This is a genomic window from Paraburkholderia sp. EG287B (assembly GCF_040965595.1).
GTDB lineage: Bacteria > Pseudomonadota > Gammaproteobacteria > Burkholderiales > Burkholderiaceae > Paraburkholderia.
Map to the genome: position 1 here is coordinate 194,920 of NZ_JBFRCG010000013.1, position 24,582 is coordinate 219,501.

A 24,582-nucleotide genomic window follows, 5' to 3' on the forward strand; every position below is an offset into this window, starting at 1 on the left:
GCGGCGCTCAGTAATACATCCAGCGCCCATACTGCGGCGACCAGTACACCCAGCGCGCCGGCGGTTGCTGGTACTGCGCGCCCCACGGTGCCGGCGGCGGGTAGTAAGCGGGACGGGGCTGAGCGTACACGGGCTGCTGCTGCGGGTATTGCTGCTGGGCGTATTGCTGCGCATACACCGGTTGCTGCTGCTGCGGATAGGCGGGTGGCTGCTGTGCGTAGGCCGGCCGCTGCTGCGCATACGCCGGCTGCTGCGCATAGCCATACGGCTGGGGCGGCGGCGCGTATTGCTGGGCCTGCGGCGGGACCTGTTGCTGGACTCGCGGCTGCGCCGGCTGGTAGTAGGGTTGGGCGTAACCCTGGCCTTGCGTCGAATAGATCTGCGCGGAGCGCGGCGGCTCCGGTTCGGCGACGGTTTCGTCGTTCGCCAGCGACTCCGGCGGCGCGACGTCGTCCTGCGCGGGCGGCGTGGCCGCCACAGCACGATGGTTCGCGCTCGCCTGCGCGTAGGCGTGCGGCTGAGGCTGCGGTTGCCGGGCGGCCGCAGCCGGCGCTGCGTTGGCGGCTTTCGCAACGGTGGCGTGCGCGTTCGTCTGCTCGGGAGCCGGCGCTGCCGCCGGAGCCGCGGCGGTGGAGTCCTGGACGTCCTGCGCCTCTTGAGTCTCTCCCGCGCTTTGTTCGCTTTGCGCGCCTTGCCCATCCGCGAGCGGCTTGACCACGACCGGCACGGTCATGACCGTCGAGACCTCGCCCGCGTCGCTATACGTGTGCTTGATGTCGAGGATGGGTTTCTGCGCCGCCGCGCCGGCGGCCTTCTTCACTGGCGCAGCGGCGGGAGCCGCCGCCTGCGCCATCTCCTCCCTGGCTGCCTTGTAGCCCCGGTCATAGGCCGCCTGGACTTCGCGGTCCTGCGCCGCGGCGTCTTCTTCCTTGCTATACGCGTGTGATGCTGCCGATACTGCGCACCCCGTTGCAAGCAATGCGATGGCCGTCGCGTGCCGTGCGGTCGTGTCCATGGAGGGACCTCTAATTCTGTTTTTCGATGACTTCATCGTACTACGCGGCTGATGACATTCAAGCGGCGGGAAACCCCCTGGGTATGCCGCCGAACGCAAGCGCTCACCCCGGCGACGCTTGCGCCAGCAACCACAGCCGGAATGCGGCCAGTCGGCTCTGCCTGATGTCGGACGTGCGCCACGAAAGGAAATGCGTTTCGCGTAAAAAGCGCGTGAAGCGGTCGGCGCCCACCTCCACCAGGTCGCCGCGCGCAAGCTCGCGCTAGGCGAGGCGCGTGCTTTCGAGCACGACGCCCATGCCGTCGGCCGCCGCCGAAATCGCCAGCGCCGCGCGATCGAACGAGGGGCGCGGCCGGTCGGTCAACGGCAGGCCGTTCGCGGCGAACCAGTCGCGCCAGGTCACGCGGCTCAACGGGCTGTCGATCAGCGTGGCCTCCTGCATCAGCGCTTCCACCGAGCCTGCGATCGCCAGCAACGCGGGCGAGCACATCGGCACGAGCGGTTCGACGCCCAGCGCCACCGTCTCCACGCCCGGCCGCTCCAGCGCGCCGCCTTACGAAATCGCCACGTCGATTTCCTGGGCGCGCGTGAGGTCCAGCGGCTCCGGTCCGGTGGAAAGCCGCAGCGTGATGTTGGGGTGATGGCGCGCGAAGTCGGCGAGCCTGGGCCCGAGCCATTTCACGGCGAAGCTCGGCGCGCTGTACACGGCGAGCACCTGGGCCTGGGGCGCGAGCGAGACTTCGCTGCAGGCCGATTCGATGACGTCGAAGACGCGGCTCAGGCTGTCGAGCAGGCGCAGCGCCTCGGGGGCCGGATCGATGCGGCGATTGCGCCGGATGAAGAGCGGCCGCCCGAAGTACGCCTCGAGCTCCTTGACCTGATGGCTGATCGCCGACGGCGTGAGATGGAGTTCGCGTGCCGCGAGCGCGAAGCATTCGAGCGCACTTGCCAGAAAGGGCTGGCTTTTGGCGAGATATTTCATTTTGCTTTCGATTTTTGCTGCCGACGTTAGCTGCCCGAGTGGCTCGCATGGAGCATGCGGAGCGCGTCCTCCCCACCCCGACGCAACCGGTCGCCCATTTCGCAGATCGTCTTGAACGGTGAAATCAAAAAGCTGCGCCACTCTGCCGTCATTGAGTGCGCAGGTAAGCGTAGCGAGAGGATGATCGAACGCGATCGTGGGCCGGATGGCGACTTCATAGGGCGCGTCTGCATCTTTTTGGCAAACAGCCATGGAGCCGGTCGTCCGTTGTCACGCATGCGGGTATTGGAGCAACTGGTTGTTGTGGCGACGTCGCTGGATCTCAGAAGCTCACTGAACCCCCTTCTCGCCGCTATCACCCACCACAGCGGCCCCGGCTTTCGCATCCCACTGCCACCCGCCCCCCAGATTCCTGATCAACGCCACGCTGCTCTGCATCAGCAGCGACTGCGTATCCTTCAAGCTCTGCTGCGCTATGGCATCGAGGTGGCCGATGAAAAGAACATCGAGGGCGGCGAAGGCGAGTAGGGGCGTGCCACGCGAAACTGCACATGCCAGGCGCCGCTCGTGCGCAAGTCATCTGGATCCCTAAAGAGTTGCCGATGCCGAGTAGCCGAGTTGCGTCGCCGCCCTTTCTGCGAGCGCGAGGAGCGCGTTGTCCGTCGTTGGCGTAGGCGGCACGACGTAGAGATCGGCGATATCGGTCACCGGATCGCTGAACGGCGTCGGCGCACTGCGCTGGGCGTGCAGAAAATCGCGGATCGGCGCAGGGTCCGCGAGGTCCAGAAAGCGGCTGACGCTTGCTATCGTCGTGTCCGCATCCTCGATGAGATTGCGATAGCCGATCGTCAACGTCTGCTCCTTCGGGATTTCAGCGAAGAAGTCGATGATCTCGGTCACATACTGACCCCATACGCGCACGCCGTCGTTGACGGACCCGATCCAGTGCTTGCGCACCAGCGAATTGGCGACCCAGCCAGGATCGCGATGCAGATGGATGAAGCGCGCGTTGGGCAGCAACTCGTGGATGAGCCTCAGGCACGACCCGGAGCGCGGCAGGCGCTCGATTGCGCCGATGCGGCCGGAAAGAATCGTCGGATCGGCGTAAGGCGGATGCTTGTCGCCCCAGATCGGCGCCGACATGTCGAGTTCTTCACGATAGAAGCGCTCGACCCAGGCGCCGAGCGTGCGGCGGCTATACGCGTTGAAGCGGTCGCGGCAGGCCGCGCCCAGCAGATCGGGGCGCTGGCTGCCCGCCTCCAGCATGTCCTTGACCAGCGCGAAAACGCGACATTCGTTGGTCAGCTGGATGTGCGGGTGCGCATTGAGGACCGAGCAGAGAAACGTCGTTCCCGAGCGGGGTGCACCGACAATGAATAGCGGAAAAGAATGCATTCTGCCCTCGCCCCTGTTGCGTCCTGCGCCATGGCTTCGTTTGCACCGATCTTACCTGCCGACGCTGGCGCGAAACTGACGCCGCGATGGCCAGGGTGACAAACCGCTGGTGGCTCGGCTACTGCTACGGGGCAGCGTGAGAGCTAGCGCAGTTTCGCCTGAAAAAACGCGAGCACGCTTGCATCGAACTGCTTATGAAAGGCGACCCGGTCGAAGCCGTGCTCATCCACGCAGATCTCCGGCACTCTCTTTTTCATCGCGGCGGGGCAGGGCGCAAGAAAGGCGAAATGCGCCGAATCGGGCACGAAGTGATAGTCGGGTTTGCGAGGCAGCGTGTTGGCGAGCGCGGGCGCGTTGTGGGGCAACACGCCGTCGCCGCCATACTGCGAAGCCCACACCTGCATGGGCGCCGTCACGTTCTTCAGGTCGCCGGTGGCGGGGAATACGTTGAGCGGATCGGCGAGCACGAACGCCTTGATGCGCGCGTCGACTGCCAGCGGCGTAGGCACCTCGCCACGCGCGATCTCGTCGCAGACCGGCGGCCTCGGCTCCGGGCACGGCACATCGGCGTGCTTGAAGTCCGGCACGCCGCCCGCTAACACCAGACCCGTATAGCCGCCGCGCGAAAAACCAAAGAAGCCGATGCGTTGCGGATCGATTTTCGCGGCGTCAGGCGCGGCGTCCAGCATGTAATCGATCAGGCGTTTGATATCGGTCGGCCGCTCGACGAACACGGAGAGATCGCCCGAGCGGCCCGGGTCGGCGAACGAATCGCCGGGATGGTTGATTGCGGCCACAACGAAGCCAGCATCGGCCAGCACTTCGGCAAGGTCGTGGTGGCCCAGAAACGAGCCCGTGTGGCCGTGCGAAATGACGATGAGCGGAAGTTTGTCGCCAACCGTCGGACAGTCGCGCCGCCCGTGCAGGATGTATGGACCGAACGGCACGTCTTCGGCGGGCTCGGCGCATGGCGTCCACACCATGGCGTTCAAGGCCGGGCCGTTGGCGTCGGCGGGAATGTCGAGGCGCTTGAAGCCCGCCGCGTGTGCGACCGCGGTGAACAGGCACAAGAGTACGGTCAATATCGAAGCTGCGGCATGCGGAAGTATTTTGCGGGTTGTTGTCATGGCGCTTCCGGAGTGAGTGAACTCAATGCGCGAGCGTTCGGACTTTGCCGTCCACCAGCACGGCGCCGGCGCAATCTCGCGTGGTGAAGGTATGGACCGACGAACTGGGCTTCGGCGGCTTGCCGTTCTGGTCGGGAAGAAAGAACTGCGGATACGACGAGCCCGAATGCGCGGCACTTTCCGCACTGCAAGGTGACACATCCTGGCTTCCTGCTGCGTGTGCGATCGAGCAACTGGTCACGCAGCCGAAAACCGCAGCAATCGCCGCTGCAAACCGGCTTTTCATGACAGTTGCGCCTCGATCGCCGCCTTGTCGATGACCGACCAGACCTGCGCGATCTTCCCGTCTCGCCAGGCGTAGAAGACATTTTCCGAAAACGCGATGCGCCGCCCGTCGACAGGCAAGCCGAGAAAGACGTGTCGGGGCGTGCAATCAAAACGTAAGCGGCTGGCCACGAGCGGCGGCTCGGCGGCCAGCAGTTCGATGTCGAAGCGCAAGTCGGGTATGTCGCGAACGTCCTGTTCCAGCATGGCGCGATATCCCGCGAGGCCAAGCGGACGGCCGTTGTGGATCGCGTCCTGAGCGACGAAATCCCCGAGGGAGGCCCAATCGCGCCGGTTCAGGCAGTCGACGTAGCGCCGGTAAAGGGTGCTCAGTTGCTGTGCGTCCAATACGGTCTCCTGATCGGATGACGAAGCACTCGCGATGGTAGACGAAAGCGGCGTGAGGGGCCTCGAATGCGCCGCATGGGCATGCGAAGTGCGCGCACTGGGGCATTCCCAGTACGCACGCGAAAGCTTGCGGCGACCCGAAGGACTTCTAGCCGAGGCACGACATGGACAAGGCCCGACGTACCCAGAATCCCCCCCGCAGCGAGAACCCGCAAGGCGGACCCAAGGGGCAAGCCTACCCTTATGCCTCGGGCGGCTGGGGATCGCTGAAGGCGGTCACGCGCATTCTCGTTCAGGAAAAGACCGTCATGCGCGACGCGACGATCCTCCCGCATCAAAACAAGCCCGATGGTTTCATGTGCGTGAGCTGTTCGTGGGCGAAGCCTGCGCATCCGCATCCCTTCGAGTTCTGCGAAAGCGGTGCGAAAGCGACTGCGTGGGACACCACGCCCAAACGCGCCGACCGAGCGTTCTTCGAGCGGCACACCGTGAGCGAACTGCTCGAATGGCACGATCACGATCTCGAAGACGCGGGCCGTTTGACCGAGCCGATGCGCTACGACGCGCAGAGCGACCGCTACGTGCCCGTTGCCTGGGAGGAGGCGTTCGCGGCGATCGGCGCGCAGCTGCGCGGCTTCGATCCAGCCAGCGTCGTGTTCTACACCTCGGGGCGGGCGTCGCTGGAAACGTCGTACATGTTGCAGCTGTTCGCGCGCATGTACGGCACCAACAATATGCCCGATAGCTCGAACATGTGCCACGAGAGCACGAGCGTAGGCTTGAAGCAGGCTATCGGCGTGGGCGTGGGCACGATCGGCCTCGACGACTTCGAACAGGCCGACCTCATGTTCTTCTTCGGCCAGAATGTCGGCACCAACAGTCCGCGCATGCTTCACCAGCTGCAGGATGCGCGCAGGCGCGGCGTGCCCATCATCACGTTCAATCCGCTGCGCGAACCGGGTCTCGTCTCGTTCGCGAATCCGCAGTCGCCGCGCGACATGCTGCTGCCGGGCGACACGAAGATCAGCTCGCAATACCACCAGCTGCGGCCGGGCGGCGACAGCGCCGCGCTCGCGGGCATGTGCAAGGCCGTGATCGCGGCGGACGACGAAGCCAGGACGCACGGTGCGCCGCCGATGCTCGACCTGGATTTCATTCGCGAGCATACGGTGGGATTCGAGGACTTCGCCGCCTATGTGCGAGCGGTCCAATGGGAAGAAATCGAGCGCGAGAGCGGCCTGCAGCGCGCAGCGATCGAAGCGGCCGCGCGCGAGTACATGCAGGCCAACGCCGTGATCGCGCACTACGGCATGGGTCTCACGCAACATCGCCTGGGTGTGCAGAACGTCCGCATGATCTGCAACCTGCTGTTCCTGCGTGGCAATGTCGGCAAGCCGGGCGCGGGGCCTTCGCCTATCCGCGGGCATTCGAACGTGCAGGGTCAACGCACGGTAGGCATTACCGAAAAACCGGAGCTTGCGCCGCTCGATCAACTCGCGCGCCAGTTCGCCTTCGAGCCGCCGCGCGGGAAGGGTTTCAATATCGTCGAAGCGTTCGAGGCAATGCTCGAGGGCAAGGTGAACGCGGTGGTCAACCTGGGCGGCAACCTCGTGCGCTCGGTGCCCGACCGCCTGCGCACCGAGCCTGCCTGGCGCAGCCTGCCCCTCACCGTCAACATTGCGACGAAGCTCAACCGCAGCCACCTCGTGCACGGCGCGAACGCCTACGTGTTGCCGTGCCTGAGCCGCATCGAGATCGACCGGACGGGCGGCCGTGAACAGGTCGTTTCGATGGAAGACAGCACGGCGCGCTTTCACGGCTCGCGTGGCGTGGCAGAGCCGGCTTCGCCCGATATCCGCTCGGAGCCTGCGATTCTCGCGGGCCTCGCGCACGCCACGCTAGGCGCGCGCTCCACCGTGGACTGGCGCGCCTGGAGCGAGGACTATGCGCGCGTGCGTGCGGAAATGGCGAAGACGTGGCCGGAGATGTTCCATGACATCGAAACGCGCATGTGGACGCCGGGCGGCTTCGTGCGGCCGCTGCCCGCGCGTTCGCGCGAATGGAAAACGAAGAGCGGCAAGGCCGAGTTCTACCTGCCCGAGGGCCTGTGCGAAGACCCCGATATGCCCGAGAGCGAACCCGACGCGCTGCGTCTCATGACGCTGCGCGCGGACGGCCAGTTCAATACGACGCTCTACAACCACGACGACCGCTTCCGTGGCGTGCGCGGCTCGCGCATGGTGCTGCTGATGAACGGCGACGACATGGTGGCGCGCGGCATCGACGAAGGCGACCGCGTGACCTTGCGCACGCTCGCGAACGACGGGGTGGTGCGCGAAGTGTCCGGCCTCGCCGCGAAACCCTACGACGTGCCGCGCGGCTGTCTCGCGGGCTACTACCCGGAGTGCAATCCGCTGCTGCCGCTCTGGCACTATGCGAAGGAAAGCATGGTCCCGGGGGCGAAATCGATACCGGTTCGCGTGGTGGATATCGACAAGACTGCGCGCATAGGCGGCTGAGGGAGCCGGCACGCGCCCATGTCGGCCATGGAAGGTCACCGCGCCCTGGCACCCTCCTTGCGCGTCCAGGATGCGACGAGATCGGGAGAGCATGAGCAATGAAAGACTTATCGACACTCGCAGTGGTGCGAAGAGAGAACGCGTGCACGCTCGATGCGCGCATTCTGCTCGACGAGATGAGCGCCATGCTGGCGCTCTACCGTGGGGACAGCATGCAGTCGCAGTTCTACCTGGGCGACCTGGGTTCGGCGCGCAGCGCCTTTGTGATGGCGCGCACCATGGATGGTCTCGCGATCGGCTGCGGGGCGCTGTGCCGCTTCTCGTTCGAGGTGGCCGAATTCCAGTGCCTCTACCGGCGGCCCGAATGGCCGGGAACCGGCACGGCGATTCTTCGTTTTCTCGAGACGGTCGCGGCCGGGGCGGGCTATCGGCGCGTCATGCTTCAGGCGCGCGACACCAACCGGCGCGCGATCGCGTTCTATCAACGGCACGGTTACGAGCGGGCGAAGCCGTTCGCGGACTGTGCCGGTTTGAGCGACGTGCGGTGCTTCGCGAAGGCGCTGCCGCTCCTCGCGGACGAATGATGCTGCCGCGCCACCCGAGGGGAGGCACAGAGGTTGCTTGAATGCGGGGTTGGTGCGCGGGCAGCGGCCCGCCCAACGCCGCAACCATCGACGAGGAGGGACGTCTTCCGATGCCGGAGGAAGCACTGTGGTTTTTGCTGATCGGCGTGCTGCTGATGTTCGTGGCGCTCGCGCGGGGCCCGATCGCGCGTCTGCCGTTGACGGGCGCGATGATTTATCTGGCCGTGGGCGTGATCGTCGGGCCGGGTGTGCTCGGTCTCGTGCACGCCGACCTTGCGCAGAACGTGCGTACGCTCACTGTGGTGGCGGAGGCCGGGCTCGTGATTTCGTTGTTTTCCGTGGGCATGCACCTGCGCGTGCGGCTGCGCGACCGGCTCTGGCGCTTGCCGCTGCGCCTGGGGGTGCTGGCCATGGCGCTCAGCGTCGCGCTGATGTACGCGTTCGGGTTGGCGCTGGGCGTGGCCAGCGGCGTTGCCTTGTTTCTCGCCGCCGCGCTCGCGCCGACCGACCCGGTGCTCGCCAACGAGTTGCGCGTTCATGAAGCCGGCGACGCCGAGCCCGTGCGATTCGCGCTCTCGGGCGAGGGCGGCCTCAACGACGGCGCGGCGATGCCGTTCGCGCTGCTCGGTCTCGCGCTGTGCGGCGTGCCCGGCGCCGGCACGCAGAACGCGGCGGCATTCGCCGCGTGGGTGGCCTGGGGCATCGTCGGCGCGCTCCTCGTGGGCGCCGTGCTCGCCACGCTGTGCGTGCGGATCGTGTTCCATCTGCGTACGCGCTATGGCGAAGCGGTGGGCCTCGACGGCTTCATCGCGATCGGCCTGATGTCCGTGACGTACGGCGTGGCACTGCTGCTGCACGCGTACGCGTTCGTTGCCGTATTCGCCGCGGGCGTGGCGCTGCGCCACGAGGAACTGCGCGCGACGGGCGAGCGCCGCCCGGCCGAGGCGCTTGAAAGCGTGCAGCTCGGCGAGCGCACCGAAGTCGCGAAAGACCCGCAGCGCGCCCACGCCTGGCTTGCCGAAGGCATGACGGGTTTCACGCTGGAAATCGAGCGGCTGGCCGAGTTCTCGGTACTGCTGATCATCGGCTGTGTGATTTCCGCGCATTGGCGCGAGATGCTCGATCTGCGCCCCGTGCTGAGCGCACTCGTGCTGGTGCTCGTTGCGCGTCCCCTGGCCGTGTTCGCGGCAATGACGGGTTCGCACGCGGAAGCGCCGCAGCGCGTGCTGATGGCGTGGATGGGCATCCGCGGCGTGGGCGCGTTTTATTACGCGGTGTGGGGTATCGACGAGGCCGGCGATGTGCTGCGGCCCGTGCTGCCCGCGGCACTCGACGCGATCGTGCTGTCCGTCGTGCTGCACGGCGCGACGGCGGGCTACGTGCTCGAACGCTATTACCGGCGCCAGGAAGCGCACGCGGCAGCGGAGCGCCGCGTGCGCGCGAGGGAAGCATTCGACTAGCCGGCGGGTGGAGCGGGAGGCATCGATGCGGACCTGAGCCGAGCCGCATCCACGCCGATCGTCACGGCACGCGCCGCTGCGAAATGTCTTCGAGCGTATTGGCGATGCGCTCGCGCTGCGCGCCGTCGCAGCGGGTGGCGATGTCGCCGAGCGAGAGCGTGCCCACCAGCTCGCGTTCGTGGTTCACCACCGGCAGCCTGCGCACCTGCGCCTCCGCCATGCGGCGCTGGACGACGTTCACGTCTTCGTCCTCATAGCACCACTGCACGCCCGAGGTCGCCACATGCGAGACCGTTTCCTCGCCCGTGCAGCCCTGGGCGAGCCCGCGCATGGCGAGGTCGCGGTCGGTCACCATGCCGACGATCTGCTCGCCGTCGCATACCGGCAGCGCGCCGATGTCATGGTCGCGCATGAGTTCGGCGGCGTGCCGGATCGTCGTATCGGGCGCGATATGCACGACCTCGCGTGACATCACTTCGCGAACCTGGGTCATTGTCTTCTCCTTTCGTGGTTGTCGTGTCTCTTCTCATGCAAAACGTGCCGCGTGCAAGACGCGCACCGGCGGCACGTGCGGCGGAGGATCGCCTTCGGGCAGCGGGGGCGGCGGGCGGTCGTCCGGTTGCGGCGGCAGCGGTGGGCGTTGCGGGTCGTCCAGTGGATCGGGCGGCGGCAAATGAAACGACGTCGTGAAGGCGTACAGCATCGGCATGAAGAACTCCTGTGGAGAGGTCATGGCGGTTAGCGGTGAGACTTTGCGGCGTTACTGCGGTTTGGACACTTTCAGGTCGTTCGTCACGTAGACCACGCCGTCGAGGTCGTGGACCACGCTTTCGGCCTTGTCGCGCTGCGCCTCGTCGGGCACCGTGCCCGTGAGCGTGACGGCGCCGCGCTGGGTGGTGACGTGCACGTCGCTGGAGTTCACGCCGTCTGTGGCCATCAGCGCGGCCTTCGCGTGGGCGGTGATGAACGTGTCGCTCGCCTCGCCGCCGTAACCCGGATTGCCTGCCGCGAGATCGTGCGGCGGCAACTGGTTGGGCCGCGCAATGGGAGGTGATTCGGCGCTGGCGGCCCGCGGGCCACTCTGGGAAAGCGCTACCTGCGCGCCGAGCACGACACAGAGGCCGGCGAGGCCCGCGCGCAAGGCGCATTGCAACGGGTACATGACTGCCTCCTTCGCTTTGGGAGCCACAGCCTGCTTCTCCCGCAACAGGCGTGCCGCGGGACTCCATGCTTCCTGGCACCCGGTGCTGCCCGGGACCCGCGTCGCCCTCGCTAAAACCGGCTCGGGCACAGCCGGTGCGCATACGCCGTGAGACCTTTTCAAAGGAGCCGGCAATGCTTTACTACGCGATCGTTTTCTTCGTGATAGCCATCATCGCGGCTGTCTTCGGGTTTGGCGGGATTGCGGCGGGCGCCGCGAGCATCGCCAAGATTCTGTTCGTCATCTTCGTGATTCTCTTTCTGGCGAGCCTGCTGTTTGGCATCACGAGGCGGTAATCCGTCCCCGGCGTCGGTCAAGGCGCCACTTCGCCTGGGCATGTACGATGCACGCGCCGGGGAGAGAGCGGCATGGAACCGTTGAAAATTGTGGTCATCGCCGCTTCGCGCGACGGTTTTTCCGCGCTGCGCACACTCGCGGCCGGGTTCCCGGGCGATTTGCCGGCTGCCGTGTGCGTGGTTTTGCATATTGGCCGCCACAAAAGCACGCTGCCCGAACTGATGTCGCGCAGCGGCCCGCTGCCCGCCGCCCACGCCGCCGACGGCGAAGTGCTGCAGGCGGGCCGGATTTACGTGGCGCCCCCCGACCGGCATCTGATCGTCGAGAAAGGGCGCCTTCGGCTCTCCGATGGCGCACCGGAGAACTTCTCGCGGCCCGCCGCCGATCCCTTGTTTCGCAGCGCCGCCATGGCGTATGGCAGCGAGGTGGTCGGCGTCGTGCTGAGCGGCGATCTCGACGATGGCGCGGCGGGCCTCGCAGCGGTCCGTGCGTGCGGTGGTGCGTGTCTCGTGCAGGATCCGCAGGAATGCGAAGCGTCGTCCATGCCCGCCGCGGCCCTGCGCGCGGTAGACGGCGCGGCGACGGTGGCCGGCATTCAGGACATGGCTGCCGCGATCGGCGACGCCTTGCGTGCGGCGCCATTGGCTACCCTGGCTAAGGAGCGTGCCATGAAAGCGGGCTCGCAAACTGAAGAAGAGGCGCGTGTGGCCGCGCGCGGGTTCGTTTCGCCCGAAGAGCTCGACACCGTCGGCGAACGCACGGCCCTCACGTGCCCCGAGTGCGGCGGTACGCTCTGGCAGATCAAGGACGCGCGTCCGCACCGTTACCGTTGCCACACGGGTCACGCGTTTTCGGCGATGTCGCTGGAGGAGGGCATCGTGAGTCAGGTGGAACGCGCACTGTGGACCGCGGCGCGGTCCGTCAGGGAGCACCTGGTGTACGCCCGCGAGCGCAAAGACTGGGCTCAGCGTTCCGGCGACGGCGACAGTCTCGTGATCGAAAGCGCGCGCGTGGCGAGGGCCCAGGAACTCGAAGCCATCATGCTCGAAGCGCTACGCGCGGTGGCGCGTACTTCCGGCGCGAGCGGGTGAGACGCGAGGGGCAGGTTGGTCGGCAAGTATTTCAGGAGTCCATCGGTCATGAAAATCACCTTTCCCGAAGGCCCGGTCGAGTACGACACGGAGGAACTCGCGCTAACGTTTGTTGCGGTGGCGGATTCCGTGCCGGTGGACTGTGCCATTACGGCTGAAGCGCTGGAAGACCGCTTCGGCGCGCGATCGCTGCGCGAACCCGACCTGCGCCAGGCGTTCCACCGCAACCGCGACGCGATCGAAGCGGCAGCCGCCCGCCTCATCGAAGAGACGGACGGCAAGCCCGTGATGCTGCATAGCGGCTATTTGCGCATGTACGGCGCCGGCAGGCACTGACTACTCACCCGCGCCCGCCTTGCAGCGCGCAATCTGCTGCTTCGCCTCTTCGACCACGCGTTCCGGCGTGAAGCCGAATTTGGTCTTCAGCGCCTTGAGCGGCGCGGAGGCGCCGAACGTGTGCATCACGATCTGCGAGCCGAAGCGGCCGACGTAGCGGTCCCAGCCGAGCGTCGCCGCCTGCTCCACGGCCACGCGCGCATGGATGTGCGGCGGCAGCACCGACTCGCGGTACGCCTCGTCCTCCAGTTCGAACACGTCCCACGACGGCATCGAGACGACGCGTGCCGCGATGCCCTCCTGTTTCAGCGTCTCATAGGCGGCAATGCATAGCGAAACTTCGCTGCCCGTGGCGAGCAGCAGGACTTCGGGCTCTTTGCCGTCGGGCGCGTCGGCGAGTACGTATGCGCCGCGCCGCACGCCTTCTGCGCTCGCGTATTTTTTGCGGTCGACGGTGGGCAGCGGCTGGCGCGACAACACCAGGCAGGCCGGTTCGCGCGAACGTGCGAGCGCAACGCGCCAGGACTCGGCGACTTCGTTGGCGTCGGCGGGGCGCAGCGTGAGCAGGCCCGGCACAGCGCGAAGCGAGGCGAGCTGTTCGATCGGCTGGTGCGTGGGCCCGTCTTCGCCGAGGCCAATCGAATCGTGCGTGAACACGAAAACTACGGGCAACTCCATGATTGCGGCGAGCCGGATGGGCGGCTTCATGTAGTCGCTGAAAATCAGGAACGTCGATGCGAACGGCCGCAGGCCCGAAAGCGCGAGGCCGTTGGAGACCGCGCCCATGCCGTGCTCGCGAATGCCGAAGTGCAGGTTGCGGCCGTCGTAGTGGTCGCGCTCGAAACTTCCCGCGCCCTCGAACTTGAGATTGGTTTTGGTGGAGGGGGAGAGATCGGCCGCGCCGCCGATCATCCACGGCACGCGTTGCGCAATGGCGTTGAGCACCTTGCCCGACGACTCGCGCGTGGCCATGCCCTTGTCGTCGGCCTCGAAGGTGGGAATATCGGTGTCCCAGCCCTCGGGCAGCTTGCCGTCGAGCATCAGGCCCAGTTCCTTCGCTAGCTCGGGATAGCGCTTCGCGTAGTCGTCGTAGCGTTGCTTCCATGCCTCGTGCGCCGCCTTGCCGCGTGCGCCCATGCCTTGCGCGAAACGTTCGTACACGCCATCGGGTACGAGGAAATGCGCGTCCTCCGGCCAGCCGTACGCGCGCTTGGCAAGGCGCACTTCGTCCTCGCCCAGCGCCTCGCCGTGCGCCGCCGCCGTGTCGTGCCGGTTCGGCGCGCCCCAGCCGATGATGCTCTTCACCACGATGAGCGTCGGCTTGTCGGTCACGGCCTGCGCTTTTTCGATGGCGGCCTCGATGGCTTTGGTGTCGTTGGCGTCGTCCACGTGCAGCGTGTTCCAGTGGTAGCCGCGAAAGCGCGCTTCGACATCGTCGCTATAAGCGAGGTCGGTGTGGCCCTCGATCGTGATGCGGTTGCTGTCATAGAACCAGATCAGATTCGACAGGCCCAGATGGCCCGCGAGCGACGCCGCTTCGTGCGAGACGCCTTCCATCATGTCGCCGTCGCCGCACACCGCATAGACGCGGTAGTCGAAGATTCCGGCATCGGCGCGATTGAAGTGCTGCTCCAACCAGCGCCCGGCCATGGCCATGCCCACGCTGTTGCCGAGCCCTTGGCCGAGCGGCCCCGTGGTCGTCTCGACGCCCGTCGTCATGCGGAATTCCGGGTGCCCCGGCGTCACGCTGTCGATCTGGCGAAAGTGTTTGATATCGTCGAGCGAGACCGCGGGCTTGCCCGTGAGCTTGCCTTTCTCGTCGATGGCTTGCACGCCCGTGAGGTGCAGCAACGAATAGAGCAGCATGGAAGCGTGGCCGTTCGAGAGCACGAAGCGGTCGCGATTGGGCCATAGCGGCGCGGCAGGGTCGTAATGCAGATGATGCTGCCAGATCTGGTACGCAAGCGGCGCGAGCGCCATGGGCGTGCCGGGGTGGCCGGAATTGGCCTTTTGCACGGCGTCCATCGACAAGGTGCGGATCGTGTCGATGGCGAGACGGTCGAGATCGGACGGGTCGGCCCGGGTGGGCCTGGCGTTCGGCGTGGCATTCGATGGCATGAGGGGACTCCTCGGCAGGGGCGCGCTGCAAGCGGGCGGCAGTTCGCAAACAGGTCGATGCGCAAATGCGGTGCCGGCCTGGGCACCGCATTTCGATGCCAGACAGGCATAGCCATTGCGGTTCGACACTATCACGTCTGTCCTTTTCGGATACCGAGCCGATGCATCGAAAATCGCACCACAAAATCGTTGTCGTGACCGGCGCGGGCGCCGGCGTGGGCCGCGCCGTTGCCGAAGCCTTCGCGCGCGCGGGCTACGACGTCGCGCTGCTTTCGCGCGAACCCGAACGGCTCGTGCGCGCCGCCGCGCAATTACAGGCCGCTTACCGTGGCGTGCGCGCGCTCGCGGTGCCCACCGACGTGGCCGACGCCCAGGCCGTCGAAGCGGCGGCAGCGCGCGTCGAGCGCGAACTGGGCGACATCGACGTGTGGGTGAACGTGGCCATGGCGACGATCTTCGCGCCGCTCTCGTCGATCTCGCCGCGCGACTTCGAGCGTGCGACCCAGGTCACGTACCTCGGCCAGGTGCACGGCACGATGGCGGCGCTCGCGCGCATGCGCAAGCGCAATCGCGGCGCGATCGTCAACGTGGGGTCGGCGCTCGCCTCGCGCGCGATCCCGTTGCAATCCGCGTATTGCGGCGCGAAGTTCGCGGTGCGCGGCTTTACCGACGCCGTGCGATCGGAGCTGATTCACGATGGCCTCGACGTGCACATCTCGCTGGTCGATCTCCCCGCCATCAACACGCCGCAGTTCGACTGGGCCGCCAACCGTACCGGCCAGGACGCGCGGCCCGTTGCGCCTGTCTACGAACCCGAAGTCGCCGCGCGCGCCATTCTGTTTGCTGCGCAACATCGGCGGCGCACGCTCTGGCTCGGCTGGTCCACGGTGCGCGCCATCATCGCCGATCTGATCGCGCCGGGGCTGCTCGACCGCTATCTCGCGCGAGCCGGGTATCGCGGGCAATTGACGGGCCACCCGCGCGCGCCCGACGCGCCCGAGAATCTGCATGCGCCTGTGCCGGGCGAGATCGGCGCACATGGCCGCTTCGACCTTGAAGCGCGCAATGGCGGCGCGCCGCTCTTCACCGAGCGCCACGTGCATGCGGCGATGGGCGGGGTGGCGATTGGCGTCCTCGGCGTGGCGATGGCGTTTGCACGTCTGCGCAGGCAGGCGCGGTCACGCCCGTGATCGCTTCCCCTTTTGTGCACGCTCGCCGCTTACCGCCGCTTGCGTTCGGCACGTATGGTGCGCATGAATTCCTGTGTGAACCGTCGATTGAACGAACGTGGTGGACAGACCCGAGTCGTTCGCCATGGAACGATTCAGCGACGCGGCGCTCGTCGAAGGGCGCGGTTTGCGGGGCACGCGTTCTGCGCGCTTCGTGAACGCATCGACAATACAAGGAGCCTGCCATGAACAGCACGCTGGACCCCGACAACGACCTTCCCGAATCCTTGCCGCCGGGGCACGACACCGGCTCGCTGGGCCCGGGCGATTCATCCGATTCCGGCAGCGACACCCAGGGCGCGAAGCGCCACGAATTCGACCGCGACACCGAACTCGACAATCACGCGCTCGAAGCGGGCGAGGACGAAGCGCAGAGCGACACCGATAGCGCAGGCACGGGTGAACGCGCCGCGGCAGACGGCGACGAATCGCTGGAGCCCGACGGCGACGTGCGTCCGGATCGCATCGACGATCTGGGCGATGTTTAAACGAGTGGGCGCCGACGACAGGGCTGTTGTGACTGGCGCCCGCATTTCTGCCGCATGGGCTGCCCCAGCACGGCCACTGTTACCGATGCGCCGTGTCTTTCCCGCCAGGCCGGCGGCATAAATTTCCGCACAGTCATTCATTGTCACGCCGCAGTTGCTTCGGTGTGCGAAGTCATGCGATGCTCTCGTTGCCCGGGATCCGGCGATGCCATTGCGCATCCAGCCGGACCCGCACGCCGCAAACAAACGGCGTGAACGGGCCGGTGCGAGGAGACCAGCGAAGTGCCCCAACACCACGGAGGCAACATGAGCACGCAGCTGCAATCTCGCATCCACGCCGCATCGCCAATCGATGCGCATCGCATTCACGCAAGCTTACAGTCACTCCCGCCCCGAAAGTCACCGCAGCGTTCGCGAACCGCAATCAGTGCGGCCAGTGTCGCCACGCTTTTGCTCGCCTGTGCAAACTGTTTCGCCGACACCCAGGTGGGCGCGCCGCTGCCGCCCGCGCCCGATATTCTGTACGGCGATCTTTTCGTGGCGGTGCAGACCGCGCAGATCTTCCCCGACCAGAAGACCTTCGTCGATTCGACGCCGAACACGGACCCCGCAACCATCGTTCAGCTCTACGAAGCGCAGAAGAACCAACCCGGCTTCTCATTGCCGAATTTCGTAAACCAGTACTTCACGCCGCCGCCGGACCAGAGCATCACGCCGCCGGCGGGGCAGACCCTGCGCCAGCATATCGACTGGCTCTGGACCGGGCTCACGCGCACGACCACGTCGGCGCCCGACAACAGCTCGCTCGTGCCGCTGCCGAAGCCCTATGTCGTGCCGGGCGGCCGCTTCAGAGAGGGCTATTACTGGGACACGTACTTCACGATGCTCGGGCTCCAGGAGTCGGGCCATGAAGATCTCGTCGACGACATGCTCGACAACTTCGCCTACATGATCAACACCTTCGGCCATATTCCGAACGGCAATCGGACCTATTATCTGAGCCGCTCGCAACCGCCGTTCTATTCGTACATGGTGGAGCTCGCGGCGCAGAAGGAAGGCAACAGCGTGTATCAGAAGTACCTGCCCGCGCTGCGCAAGGAGTACGCGTACTGGATGCAGGGCGCGAGCAGCACGCCGCGCGGGCAGGCCACGCGCAACGTGGTCGTGCTGCGCGACGGCACCGTGCTCAACCGGTACTGGGACGAACTCGACACGCCGCGCGACGAGTCGTATATCGAAGACGTCCAGACCGCGCAGCAGGCCACGGGCCGCCCCGCCAACGAGGTCTACCGCGACCTGCGCGCCACGGCCGAAAGCGGCTGGGACTTCAGCTCGCGCTGGTTCGGCGACAACCAGAACCTCTGGACCGTGCGCACCACGTCGATCATTCCGGTCGATCTGAACAGCCTGCTGTTCCATCTGGAGACGACGATCGTGCGCGCCTGCACGGTCGCACGCGATTTCGGCTGCGTGGGGCAGTTCGCCGGCTACGCCGCGCGCCGCGCCGAAGGTATCAACCATTACCTCTGGAACAACAAGGGCTACTACGGCGACTACGACTGGCAACTCGGCAAGGCGCGCGACAACCAGACGCCCGCGATGATGTATCCGTTGATGGCGGGCGTGGCGTGGCCCGAGCGCGCGAAGAAGACGGCGCAGACGATGCAAAGCGTACTGCTCCAGCAAGGCGGCCTCGCCACGTCGACCTACAACACCGGCCAGCAATGGGATGCGCCGAACGGCTGGGCGCCGCTGCACTGGATCGCCATCCAGGGCCTCAAGCAATACGGGCGCAGCGATCTCGCGCAGCCGGTCGGCACGCGTTTTCTCGCCGACGTCGAGAACGTCTATAACACGCAGCAAAAGCTCGTCGAGAAATATATCGTGGAGGGCGCGGGTGAAGGCGGCGGCGGGGGCGGCGAATACCCGTTGCAGGACGGCTTTGGCTGGACCAACGGCGTGACGCTGATGCTGCTCGATATGTACGGGGGCGGGCAGTAGCGGTGAGAGCGGACCGCTTTCGGACCGGCGGCTAAGGCCTGAACCAGCGTTGCGAAGCGGTCCACTCGAGTTTCATTCCAACGGGGCGGCGTGTTCGAGTTCGAGCAGCGCCGCCTTGCGATCGACGCCGCCTGCGTAGCCGGTCAGCGCGCCGTTCGTCGCGACGACACGGTGGCACGGAACGATCACGGAAACGGGGTTGCGGCCCACCGCGCTTCCCACCGCGCGTGCGTGCCCCGAGTCCAGACGCAAGCGCCTCGCGACCTCCGCATAGGAGATCACCCGCCCATACGGAATCGCTTCTAGCTCTTTCCAGACCCGCCGCTGAAACGGTGTGCCCCGCAATGCAACGGGAAGCCCGAAGTCCCGTCTCTCGCCGGCAAAGAACTGCGTGATTTGGCGCTGTGCGTAAAGCGCGAGTGGCGGCGCTCCGGTGCCGATGCGCATCAGCGACATCTGCGGAAAGTACTTCTGGCCCACGAAAAAGAGGCCGGTCAGGAAATCGTCTTCAACGCGCAGCGCGATATCCCCCAATGGACTCGGAATCAGGTAGCCGGGTGTCATCTGAGTTGTCCCTCGAGTTGGCTCCACATGTGAAGGGTCGCGTAGGCGCGCCACGGTTCCCATTGTTCGGCGTGGCGGCCGAGTGCGGATGCGCGCGCGTAGCCCAGTCGCTTTTTCAGCTTCAGGTCACACGGCGGAAAGGCATTGGGCCACGCCAGGGCGCGCATGGCGATGTATTGCACGGCCCATTCGCCGATGCCATGAATGTTCCGCAGCGCATGGAGCGTTTCCTCCAGCGGCGCGGCGGGCTCGAGCCTGATGCGCCCCGACGACACTTCGCTTGCGAGCGCAACGATCGTCTCTGCGCGCTTGCGCGTCATGCCCGTATCTTCGATTGCGGAAACGGGCTCACATGCGAGCTTTGCAGCGGACGGAAAGACGCGGGTCAACGCCTGCGGCGCGCTGACCTGCGTGCCAAAGCGCTCGGCAATGCGTGAGAGGATGCGTTGCGTGCTCGTTGAATGCGGTGATTGCCCGGCCAGGGCGCACACCGCGATCTCGAAGCCGTCCACGGCGCCCGGAACGCGCATACCCGGTTGTCCGTCGGCGAGGTCGCCGAGATGCGGATCGATCAGATCGGGGCGCGAGTCCAGATCGAACAGACGCCTGACGCGCGGCAGAAGCTGCCCCACGACCGGCATCAGCGACATCGGCAAGGTCACTTCGAGCGCGTAGCGTTGTGGCGTGTGCCGTACGCTGAACCACCCGTGGATGTCGTGGCCTTTGTGGCTCAATGCGAGGGTCCGCGTATAGATCTCGTCGCCGATATGCTCGACGCCAGCTATGTGCCGGCGTGCGAGGAACGCGAGAATGCCGGACCAGCAGAACGGCGGCCGATAGCCCAGCGGAAAGGTCACGCTTTCCGCATTCGAAGCATGGGGGGCATCGGTTTCTTTGCGGAAACGCAGTGGGTTCAGGCCGTATTGCTTCAGGAACAGGTCGTTGAACCGCCGTACGCTGCCGAATCCCGCCGTGAGCGCAACGGCGTTCACCGGCAAGCGGGTATCGGTCAGCAGCCGCTTGGCCATCAGCAATCGTTGGGTTTGAGCGAACTCCATCAGCGTCACGCCGAATTGCGCGTCGAAGATCCTGCGCAGATGCCGGTCGGTCACGCCCACGCGTGCGGCCAGGTCAGCCAGGCTGCCGGTATTGAGGAAACCCTCTTCGATCAGCGTCGCGGCGGCGCGCGCGAGCCTGCTCGATACGTCCAGCAGGCCGTTGCCCGGGGCCAGTTCAGGGCGGCACCGCAGACAGGGGCGGAAGCCCGCGCGTTCGGCCGCTGCGGCGTTGGAGAAAAAGTGGCAGTTCTGGCGCTGGGGCGTGCGCACCGGGCAGACCGGGCGGCAGTAAATCCCCGTAGACGAAACGCCGACGAAAAACCAGCCGTCGAAACGGCGGTCCCTCGAGAGCATGGTCTGGTAGCAGGTGTCGGGATCGAGGCGCATGTCGAGACTTTAAAACAGATTCAGTGAGGATTCTGGCCAGATTCGGACATGAGTATTCGAACCCGGAGCGCCGATCAGCCACATATTCGGCGTATGCCTTAACAGCGCCTTTATGACTCGAACGGATAAACGTATTGGATTTGCTTCGTTGTCAGCGGGCGGTCAGATCACGTAGATTGAAGCCATTGCTTACCTGAAAGGCTTGCTGCGTGACTACCCCTGCCCCATTCACCGCCTTCGCCTTATCGAACGCGCAGGCGTCCCAACGCTTCGACATTCTTCCCCTGGATGCGCCGCTCGGCGCGGAAGTGGTCGGCCTCGATCTCACGCAGCCGCTGTCGAGCGAAGACTTCGCGCGCATTCATCGCGCGCACCTCGATCACCATGTGCTGGTGTTTCGCGACCAGCGCATCACGCCGGAGCAGCAGGTCGAATTCAGCCGCCGCTTCGGGCCGTTGCAGATCCACGTGCTGCATCAGTTCGCGCTGGCGGGCCACCCGGAGGTGCTGATCGTCTCGAACATCGTGGAGAACGGCAAGCCCATTGGTCTTGGCGACGCGGGACACTTCTGGCATTCCGATCTTTCATACAAGGAGAAGCCGAGTCTGGGCTCGCTGCTGCATGCGCAGGAGTTGCCCGCGGAGGGCGGCGACACGCTGTTCGCCAACATGCATCTCGCGTGGGAGACGCTGCCTGCGCATTTGCGCAGCGCCGTGGAGGGCCGGCGCGCCGAGCACACCTATCTCGCGCGCTATGCGGAACTCCAGGCGCGCAGCCCGTGGCGGCCGAATCTCACGGCGGAGCAGATCGCGCAGGTGAAGCCCGTCGTGCATCCCGTCGTGCGCACGCATCCGGAAACGGGCCGCAAGGCGCTGTTCGTGAGCGAGCACTTCACGACGCGCATCGTCGATCTACCCGCGGACGAAAGCCGTGCGCTGCTCGACGCCTTGTTCGCGCATAGCGTGCGCGCGGAGCATTGCTACCGCCACGAATGGCGCGAGCACGATCTCGTGTTCTGGGACAATCGTTCGCTGATGCATCTCGCGGCGGGCACGCCCGATCGTCTGCGCCGTAGGCTTTATCGCACCACCGTCGAAGGCGACACGCCGTTTTGATGCGCCAGGTACAGCGCAGAATAAAAAGGAATCCATATTATATCGATTTCCGTCGATAATGCGTTCGCGAAGCGCGCGGATGTATGGCGCCGTGCGGGCGCATTCTTCACGCCCTTGCAAACAGGTCCGCGCCAGTGAGGATCGAATGCTGGAAGTCGTCTTCATCCATCGGCGTGCACGAAAGATTCCAGAGCGTGTACGTGCAAGCCTGGTTTCCGTCAGCAAGCAGAAGGCCGCTCCAGCCTCTCACCGAGACGTACGTTGGTCCCCAGTTCACGGTGAATGCGATTGCGTCGCCGGCTACTGTCCCGAAGAGCGGAGCGATGGCCGCCAGTCCGTCGCTGCCCACAGCAGTCTCGTAGGTGCCACTGAAATTCGCGCCGCACATTTAGCTCCCCATTGCGGGATCGCTGACACTGTCCGCCCCCGTTTCGACCCGCCCTGCAAAACGGCGGGTTACGCCGTTCTCGGCGGCGAGCGTAAAGTCATACCAGCCATTCGATGACGTCAACGACCAGTACGGCTCGACCTGCATGCCGGGGGGAACCGCGTAGGTCCAGGGGCCATCGGTCCGGTACGCGTTCGATGTGACAGTCGTATTGGTGGCGACGCTGCCTGTGTTCATGATGGTCAGATAAACGGCGTTGTTGCCCGTGTCGTAGCATACGCGAACCTCAGGATTGGGCCCGCTTGTCGCTTTGGTAATGTTGCCGGTGAACTGGCGGTGCAGGCCGTTCGGGCCGAGCACCCAAAGATCGTAGGCGCCCGCATCCGCAGCGGCTGGTGTCCAGACATCCGAAAGCTCTTTGCCGGCTTCCACCGTGTAGCGGTGAGGCGGTTTGTCGAGATGCAGCTTGTCGTAGACGTGAAAGACAGCGCCCGCGCTGCCGGTGTTGCTGAAGATGAGCCACACGTTGCCGTTCTTCGTGTCAACATTGGCGCTGGTGTGCAACTGATACGGCAGCGCACGCGACGGCCGCGCCATTAGCGACTGCTTTGGCATCGTCTGGCTCGCGACCGAAGGCACCGGCACCGCGCCAAGCGCGCTTTGCTGCGCACTCTGGGCATCGGCGGCGGATTTGGTCGGTGCGGGCAGAGGCGCGACGGCCGTATCATTTGGATTACTGAAGTTGAAGCAGGAGGTCAGGTCGCCGAATACTGTGCGACGCCACGGGCTGATGTTCGTTTCGCGCACGCCGAAACGCTGTTCGAGGAAGCGCAGCACCGAGGTGTGGTCGAAGACCTGAGAGTTGACGAAGCCGCCCGTGCTCCACGGCGACACGACGAACATCGGCACCCGCGGACCGGGTCCGTATGGCTTGCCGTCCGGTGCGAGCGGTGAAGAGTCGCCCGGCGGATTGGGAAGGGTGAAATATTCGTATTGCGTCGTGACCGTCGACTTGCCGGCATAAGTGCCGTTGCCATTCGGGGAGGGCGGATTGGGCGGAGGCATATGGTCGAAGAAGCAGTCGTTCTCGTCATAGTTCACGAAGAGCACGGTCTTGCTCCAGACATCGGGGTTAGCCGTGAGCGTGTCGAGCAGTAACTGCAGGTAGTAAGCGCCCTGGCCTGGGGTAGACGATCCAGGGTGCTCGCTATACGCCCCCGGCGAAACGATCCAACTCACCTGCGGCATTTGTCCCGCAGCGATGTCGTTGGCGAGGGCCTGCAGGAATCCGCCATCGGGCATCGTGTTGCCGATGCCTTTATAGAGCGGCGAAAGCGCCTCCATTGCCGGTGTATAGGGTGCGTTCGGCGAACCGGAAATGGTCTCGTTGACCTTGCGAAACACTGCGAAGCCAGCGAGCGGGTTGTCATTATAGTTATCGGGCTGGTTCTCGTAGACCTTCCAGCTCACCCCCGCGGCTTGCAGACGCTCCGCGTAGGTGGTCCAGGTCAGGCCCGTCGCCGACGGGCCGAGGCCGTCCCATCCATTGTTGTTGACGACCGCATAGTTAGAGCCGGTGGGGCCGTTCGTGCCGGTCCACATGAAGATGCGGTTCGAGTTGGTGCCGCCGTGCAGCGAGCAGTGGTACGCGTCGCAGATCGTGAACGCGTTCGCGAGGGCGAAGTGAAAGGGGAGGTCGGCGGACTGCAGATAGCCCATCGATACATCGCCCTTCGATATCGGCCATTGCGTCATGCGGCCGTTATCCCAGGCGCTGTGCGTGTCGGTCCACGAGTGCGCGCCGCCCGCAAGCAGCGCATTGCCCTTGGTGCTGTCCAGATAGAACGGCAGCACGGTGCGGCTGCCGTCGCTCTGCTGCCAGACAGTGGAGCCGCCCGGCTGTGGGATCGTGAAGCGGTCGGCGAAGCCGCGCACGCCGGGTAGCGTGCCGAAATAATGATCGAAAGAGCGGTTCTCCTGCATGAAGATCACGACGTGCTGCACGTCGTTGATCGTGCCGGTCGTGTTATTCGCGGGAATTGCGAGCGCGCGCCGGATGGCGGGCGGGAACATGCTGAACGTCGCGCCGGCCGCTGCGGCGCGCAGGAATTGACGGCGATCCAATGAAGTCATGATGTGGTGGGTTTTCTTCTACGTTGTCTTCGCGCGTAGCCGCGCGATACGAGGGCCGAACCGAGGGGCGCGAACAGGCGCTTTGCGCGGAGCGCGAACCGTGCGTCGGGCCTGCACTGGGCACGCCTTGCGCGCGGTTCGCGTGACGTTCATGGCGCGCAGTTCAACTGCGTGTTGAGGTGCGGCTGCGAGGCGGCCACGCCAAGGGCCGCGTAGCTGCCCGAGGCGGGTGCCGCCACGATCGCGACCGGCGCGCTTGCGCCACCCGCACCCGTAGCCGCTCGCGCGGAAGACCCGCCGTTCGAACCGGGGCCGCAGGCCGCGAGCAGCGCGCACAGCAGCCCGGTGAGCAGCGCACCTGCGCTGCGGCGCAGGTGCTGTGCGCCGTGCATGGCGAGAAAGCTATTCGCATTCATCGAGGA

At 65.7% G+C, this 24,582-nt stretch carries 25 protein-coding genes and 1 pseudogene; 11 read left to right on the forward strand and 15 right to left on the reverse strand.

What is annotated here, in order from left to right:
• Window positions 1–7: 7 nt before the first annotated feature.
• Both AB4Y40_RS24750 and AB4Y40_RS24755 read right to left on the reverse strand, forming a co-directional pair.
• Window positions 8–1,015, reverse strand: coding sequence for a hypothetical protein (locus AB4Y40_RS24750; RefSeq protein ID WP_368690045.1), 1,008 nt, complete (start codon window positions 1,013–1,015; stop codon window positions 8–10).
• 103 nt (window positions 1,016–1,118) lie between these two features.
• Window positions 1,119–1,997 (reverse strand): annotated as a pseudogene (locus AB4Y40_RS24755) (LysR substrate-binding domain-containing protein).
• A 111-nt stretch (window positions 1,998–2,108) separates the two neighbouring features.
• Between AB4Y40_RS24755 and AB4Y40_RS24760 the strand changes: the two are divergent.
• Window positions 2,109–2,525 carry a hypothetical protein gene (locus AB4Y40_RS24760; protein WP_368690046.1) on the forward strand — a complete coding sequence of 139 codons (417 nt, stop codon included), beginning with the start codon at window positions 2,109–2,111 and terminating at the stop codon, window positions 2,523–2,525.
• Between the two features lie 60 nt (window positions 2,526–2,585).
• Here AB4Y40_RS24760 and AB4Y40_RS24765 read toward each other — a convergent pair whose 3' ends face one another.
• The 4 genes from AB4Y40_RS24765 to AB4Y40_RS24780 all read right to left on the reverse strand — a co-directional run bounded on the left by AB4Y40_RS24765 (window position 2,586) and on the right by AB4Y40_RS24780 (window position 5,191).
• Window positions 2,586–3,392, reverse strand: coding sequence for a sulfotransferase (locus AB4Y40_RS24765; protein WP_368690047.1), 807 nt, complete (start codon window positions 3,390–3,392; stop codon window positions 2,586–2,588).
• 143 nt (window positions 3,393–3,535) lie between these two features.
• Window positions 3,536–4,519 carry an alpha/beta hydrolase family protein gene (locus AB4Y40_RS24770; RefSeq protein WP_368690048.1) on the reverse strand — a complete coding sequence of 328 codons (984 nt, stop codon included), beginning with the start codon at window positions 4,517–4,519 and terminating at the stop codon, window positions 3,536–3,538.
• A gap of 22 nt (window positions 4,520–4,541) precedes the next feature.
• Window positions 4,542–4,805, reverse strand: a complete 264-nt coding sequence (locus AB4Y40_RS24775; RefSeq protein ID WP_368690049.1) for a hypothetical protein — start codon at window positions 4,803–4,805, stop codon at window positions 4,542–4,544.
• Window positions 4,802–5,191, reverse strand: a complete 390-nt coding sequence (locus tag AB4Y40_RS24780; protein WP_368690050.1) for an ester cyclase — start codon at window positions 5,189–5,191, stop codon at window positions 4,802–4,804. The genes AB4Y40_RS24775 and AB4Y40_RS24780 overlap by 4 nt, the downstream gene beginning before the upstream one ends.
• A 164-nt stretch (window positions 5,192–5,355) precedes the next feature.
• On the opposite strand from AB4Y40_RS24780, the gene AB4Y40_RS24785 reads away from it, so the two are divergent.
• From AB4Y40_RS24785 to AB4Y40_RS24795, 3 genes are all read left to right on the forward strand, one after another.
• Window positions 5,356–7,710 carry an FdhF/YdeP family oxidoreductase gene (locus AB4Y40_RS24785; RefSeq protein WP_368690051.1) on the forward strand — a complete coding sequence of 785 codons (2,355 nt, stop codon included), beginning with the start codon at window positions 5,356–5,358 and terminating at the stop codon, window positions 7,708–7,710.
• A 98-nt stretch (window positions 7,711–7,808) separates the two neighbouring features.
• A complete protein-coding gene (locus AB4Y40_RS24790; RefSeq protein ID WP_368690052.1) occupies window positions 7,809–8,294 on the forward strand; it encodes a GNAT family N-acetyltransferase in 486 nt (161 codons plus the stop codon).
• A gap of 110 nt (window positions 8,295–8,404) precedes the next feature.
• Entirely contained in the window at window positions 8,405–9,754 is a 1,350-nt protein-coding gene (locus tag AB4Y40_RS24795) for a cation:proton antiporter (protein WP_368690053.1), read from the forward strand.
• A gap of 61 nt (window positions 9,755–9,815) precedes the next feature.
• Here the strand turns inward: AB4Y40_RS24795 and AB4Y40_RS24800 are convergent, their stop codons facing one another.
• Genes AB4Y40_RS24800 through AB4Y40_RS24810 form a run of 3 tightly spaced genes read right to left on the reverse strand, consistent with a single transcriptional unit; the run spans window position 9,816 to window position 10,916 of the window.
• The gene (locus AB4Y40_RS24800; RefSeq protein ID WP_133183161.1) at window positions 9,816–10,247 is read right to left on the reverse strand and encodes a CBS domain-containing protein; all 432 of its coding nucleotides are present in this window, start codon (window positions 10,245–10,247) and stop codon (window positions 9,816–9,818) included.
• A gap of 33 nt (window positions 10,248–10,280) precedes the next feature.
• Window positions 10,281–10,487: a hypothetical protein gene (locus tag AB4Y40_RS24805; protein ID WP_368690054.1), complete on the reverse strand. Its 207-nt coding sequence runs from the start codon at window positions 10,485–10,487 to the stop codon at window positions 10,281–10,283.
• A 27-nt stretch (window positions 10,488–10,514) separates the two neighbouring features.
• On the reverse strand, window positions 10,515–10,916 hold the full coding sequence (locus AB4Y40_RS24810) for a BON domain-containing protein (protein WP_368690055.1): 402 nt from the start codon (window positions 10,914–10,916) through the stop codon (window positions 10,515–10,517).
• A gap of 173 nt (window positions 10,917–11,089) precedes the next feature.
• Between AB4Y40_RS24810 and AB4Y40_RS24815 the strand changes: the two genes are divergently transcribed.
• From AB4Y40_RS24815 to AB4Y40_RS24825, 3 genes are all read left to right on the forward strand, one after another.
• Window positions 11,090–11,251, forward strand: coding sequence for a DUF1328 domain-containing protein (locus AB4Y40_RS24815; protein WP_042267338.1), 162 nt, complete (start codon window positions 11,090–11,092; stop codon window positions 11,249–11,251).
• 72 nt (window positions 11,252–11,323) lie between these two features.
• Window positions 11,324–12,343, forward strand: a complete 1,020-nt coding sequence (locus AB4Y40_RS24820; RefSeq protein ID WP_368690056.1) for a chemotaxis protein CheB — start codon at window positions 11,324–11,326, stop codon at window positions 12,341–12,343.
• A 48-nt stretch (window positions 12,344–12,391) separates the two neighbouring features.
• Window positions 12,392–12,679, forward strand: coding sequence for a DUF1488 domain-containing protein (locus AB4Y40_RS24825; protein WP_342923133.1), 288 nt, complete (start codon window positions 12,392–12,394; stop codon window positions 12,677–12,679).
• Here AB4Y40_RS24825 and tkt read toward each other — a convergent pair whose 3' ends face one another.
• Window positions 12,680–14,797, reverse strand: coding sequence for a transketolase (gene tkt / locus AB4Y40_RS24830; RefSeq protein WP_368690057.1), 2,118 nt, complete (start codon window positions 14,795–14,797; stop codon window positions 12,680–12,682).
• A 161-nt stretch (window positions 14,798–14,958) separates the two neighbouring features.
• Between tkt and AB4Y40_RS24835 the strand changes: the two genes are divergently transcribed.
• The 3 genes from AB4Y40_RS24835 to treA all read left to right on the forward strand — a co-directional run bounded on the left by AB4Y40_RS24835 (window position 14,959) and on the right by treA (window position 18,515).
• Window positions 14,959–15,987, forward strand: coding sequence for an SDR family oxidoreductase (locus AB4Y40_RS24835; RefSeq protein ID WP_368690058.1), 1,029 nt, complete (start codon window positions 14,959–14,961; stop codon window positions 15,985–15,987).
• Window positions 15,988–16,211: 224 nt separating this feature from the next.
• Window positions 16,212–16,514, forward strand: a complete 303-nt coding sequence (locus AB4Y40_RS24840) for a chemotaxis protein (protein ID WP_368690059.1) — start codon at window positions 16,212–16,214, stop codon at window positions 16,512–16,514.
• Between the two features lie 306 nt (window positions 16,515–16,820).
• On the forward strand, window positions 16,821–18,515 hold the full coding sequence (gene treA / locus AB4Y40_RS24845) for an alpha,alpha-trehalase TreA (RefSeq protein WP_368690060.1): 1,695 nt from the start codon (window positions 16,821–16,823) through the stop codon (window positions 18,513–18,515).
• Window positions 18,516–18,587: 72 nt separating this feature from the next.
• On the opposite strand, the gene AB4Y40_RS24850 is transcribed toward treA, so the two are convergent.
• On the reverse strand, window positions 18,588–19,079 hold the full coding sequence (locus tag AB4Y40_RS24850; RefSeq protein ID WP_368690061.1) for a methylated-DNA--[protein]-cysteine S-methyltransferase: 492 nt from the start codon (window positions 19,077–19,079) through the stop codon (window positions 18,588–18,590).
• Window positions 19,076–20,524, reverse strand: a complete 1,449-nt coding sequence (locus AB4Y40_RS24855; RefSeq protein ID WP_368690062.1) for an AlkA N-terminal domain-containing protein — start codon at window positions 20,522–20,524, stop codon at window positions 19,076–19,078. The genes AB4Y40_RS24850 and AB4Y40_RS24855 overlap by 4 nt, the downstream gene beginning before the upstream one ends.
• Window positions 20,525–20,733: 209 nt before the next feature.
• Between AB4Y40_RS24855 and AB4Y40_RS24860 the strand changes: the two genes are divergently transcribed.
• Window positions 20,734–21,639 carry a TauD/TfdA dioxygenase family protein gene (locus AB4Y40_RS24860; RefSeq protein WP_368690063.1) on the forward strand — a complete coding sequence of 302 codons (906 nt, stop codon included), beginning with the start codon at window positions 20,734–20,736 and terminating at the stop codon, window positions 21,637–21,639.
• Window positions 21,640–21,745: 106 nt separating this feature from the next.
• Here the strand turns inward: AB4Y40_RS24860 and AB4Y40_RS24865 are convergent, their stop codons facing one another.
• From AB4Y40_RS24865 to AB4Y40_RS24875, 3 genes are all read right to left on the reverse strand, one after another.
• Entirely contained in the window at window positions 21,746–22,027 is a 282-nt protein-coding gene (locus tag AB4Y40_RS24865; RefSeq protein WP_368690064.1) for an avidin/streptavidin family protein, read from the reverse strand.
• On the reverse strand, window positions 22,028–24,160 hold the full coding sequence (locus tag AB4Y40_RS24870; protein WP_368690065.1) for a phosphocholine-specific phospholipase C: 2,133 nt from the start codon (window positions 24,158–24,160) through the stop codon (window positions 22,028–22,030).
• A 149-nt stretch (window positions 24,161–24,309) separates the two neighbouring features.
• Window positions 24,310–24,576, reverse strand: a complete 267-nt coding sequence (locus AB4Y40_RS24875; RefSeq protein ID WP_368690066.1) for a hypothetical protein — start codon at window positions 24,574–24,576, stop codon at window positions 24,310–24,312.
• Between the last annotated feature and the right edge of the window lie 6 nt (window positions 24,577–24,582).

Bases quoted from the DNA above. Each gene is read 5' to 3' on its own strand.
- AB4Y40_RS24800 (WP_133183161.1), bottom strand. From the start codon at position 10,247: ATGACCCAGGTTCGCGAAGTGATGTCACGCGAGGTCGTGCATATCGCG.
- AB4Y40_RS24835 (WP_368690058.1), top strand. From the start codon at position 14,959: ATGCATCGAAAATCGCACCACAAAATCGTTGTCGTGACCGGCGCGGGC.
- AB4Y40_RS24855 (WP_368690062.1), bottom strand. From the start codon at position 20,524: ATGCGCCTCGATCCCGACACCTGCTACCAGACCATGCTCTCGAGGGAC.
- AB4Y40_RS24765 (WP_368690047.1), bottom strand. From the start codon at position 3,392: ATGCATTCTTTTCCGCTATTCATTGTCGGTGCACCCCGCTCGGGAACG.
- AB4Y40_RS24795 (WP_368690053.1), top strand. From the start codon at position 8,405: ATGCCGGAGGAAGCACTGTGGTTTTTGCTGATCGGCGTGCTGCTGATG.
- AB4Y40_RS24850 (WP_368690061.1), bottom strand. From the start codon at position 19,079: ATGACACCCGGCTACCTGATTCCGAGTCCATTGGGGGATATCGCGCTG.
- AB4Y40_RS24875 (WP_368690066.1), bottom strand. From the start codon at position 24,576: ATGAATGCGAATAGCTTTCTCGCCATGCACGGCGCACAGCACCTGCGC.
- AB4Y40_RS24790 (WP_368690052.1), top strand. From the start codon at position 7,809: ATGAAAGACTTATCGACACTCGCAGTGGTGCGAAGAGAGAACGCGTGC.
- AB4Y40_RS24825 (WP_342923133.1), top strand. From the start codon at position 12,392: ATGAAAATCACCTTTCCCGAAGGCCCGGTCGAGTACGACACGGAGGAA.
- AB4Y40_RS24815 (WP_042267338.1), top strand. From the start codon at position 11,090: ATGCTTTACTACGCGATCGTTTTCTTCGTGATAGCCATCATCGCGGCT.
- AB4Y40_RS24810 (WP_368690055.1), bottom strand. From the start codon at position 10,916: ATGTACCCGTTGCAATGCGCCTTGCGCGCGGGCCTCGCCGGCCTCTGT.
- AB4Y40_RS24785 (WP_368690051.1), top strand. From the start codon at position 5,356: ATGGACAAGGCCCGACGTACCCAGAATCCCCCCCGCAGCGAGAACCCG.
- AB4Y40_RS24820 (WP_368690056.1), top strand. From the start codon at position 11,324: ATGGAACCGTTGAAAATTGTGGTCATCGCCGCTTCGCGCGACGGTTTT.
- AB4Y40_RS24865 (WP_368690064.1), bottom strand. From the start codon at position 22,027: ATGTGCGGCGCGAATTTCAGTGGCACCTACGAGACTGCTGTGGGCAGC.
- treA (WP_368690060.1), top strand. From the start codon at position 16,821: ATGAGCACGCAGCTGCAATCTCGCATCCACGCCGCATCGCCAATCGAT.
- AB4Y40_RS24840 (WP_368690059.1), top strand. From the start codon at position 16,212: ATGAACAGCACGCTGGACCCCGACAACGACCTTCCCGAATCCTTGCCG.
- AB4Y40_RS24870 (WP_368690065.1), bottom strand. From the start codon at position 24,160: ATGACTTCATTGGATCGCCGTCAATTCCTGCGCGCCGCAGCGGCCGGC.
- AB4Y40_RS24775 (WP_368690049.1), bottom strand. From the start codon at position 4,805: ATGAAAAGCCGGTTTGCAGCGGCGATTGCTGCGGTTTTCGGCTGCGTG.
- AB4Y40_RS24805 (WP_368690054.1), bottom strand. From the start codon at position 10,487: ATGACCTCTCCACAGGAGTTCTTCATGCCGATGCTGTACGCCTTCACG.
- AB4Y40_RS24770 (WP_368690048.1), bottom strand. From the start codon at position 4,519: ATGACAACAACCCGCAAAATACTTCCGCATGCCGCAGCTTCGATATTG.
- tkt (WP_368690057.1), bottom strand. From the start codon at position 14,797: ATGCCATCGAATGCCACGCCGAACGCCAGGCCCACCCGGGCCGACCCG.
- AB4Y40_RS24750 (WP_368690045.1), bottom strand. From the start codon at position 1,015: ATGGACACGACCGCACGGCACGCGACGGCCATCGCATTGCTTGCAACG.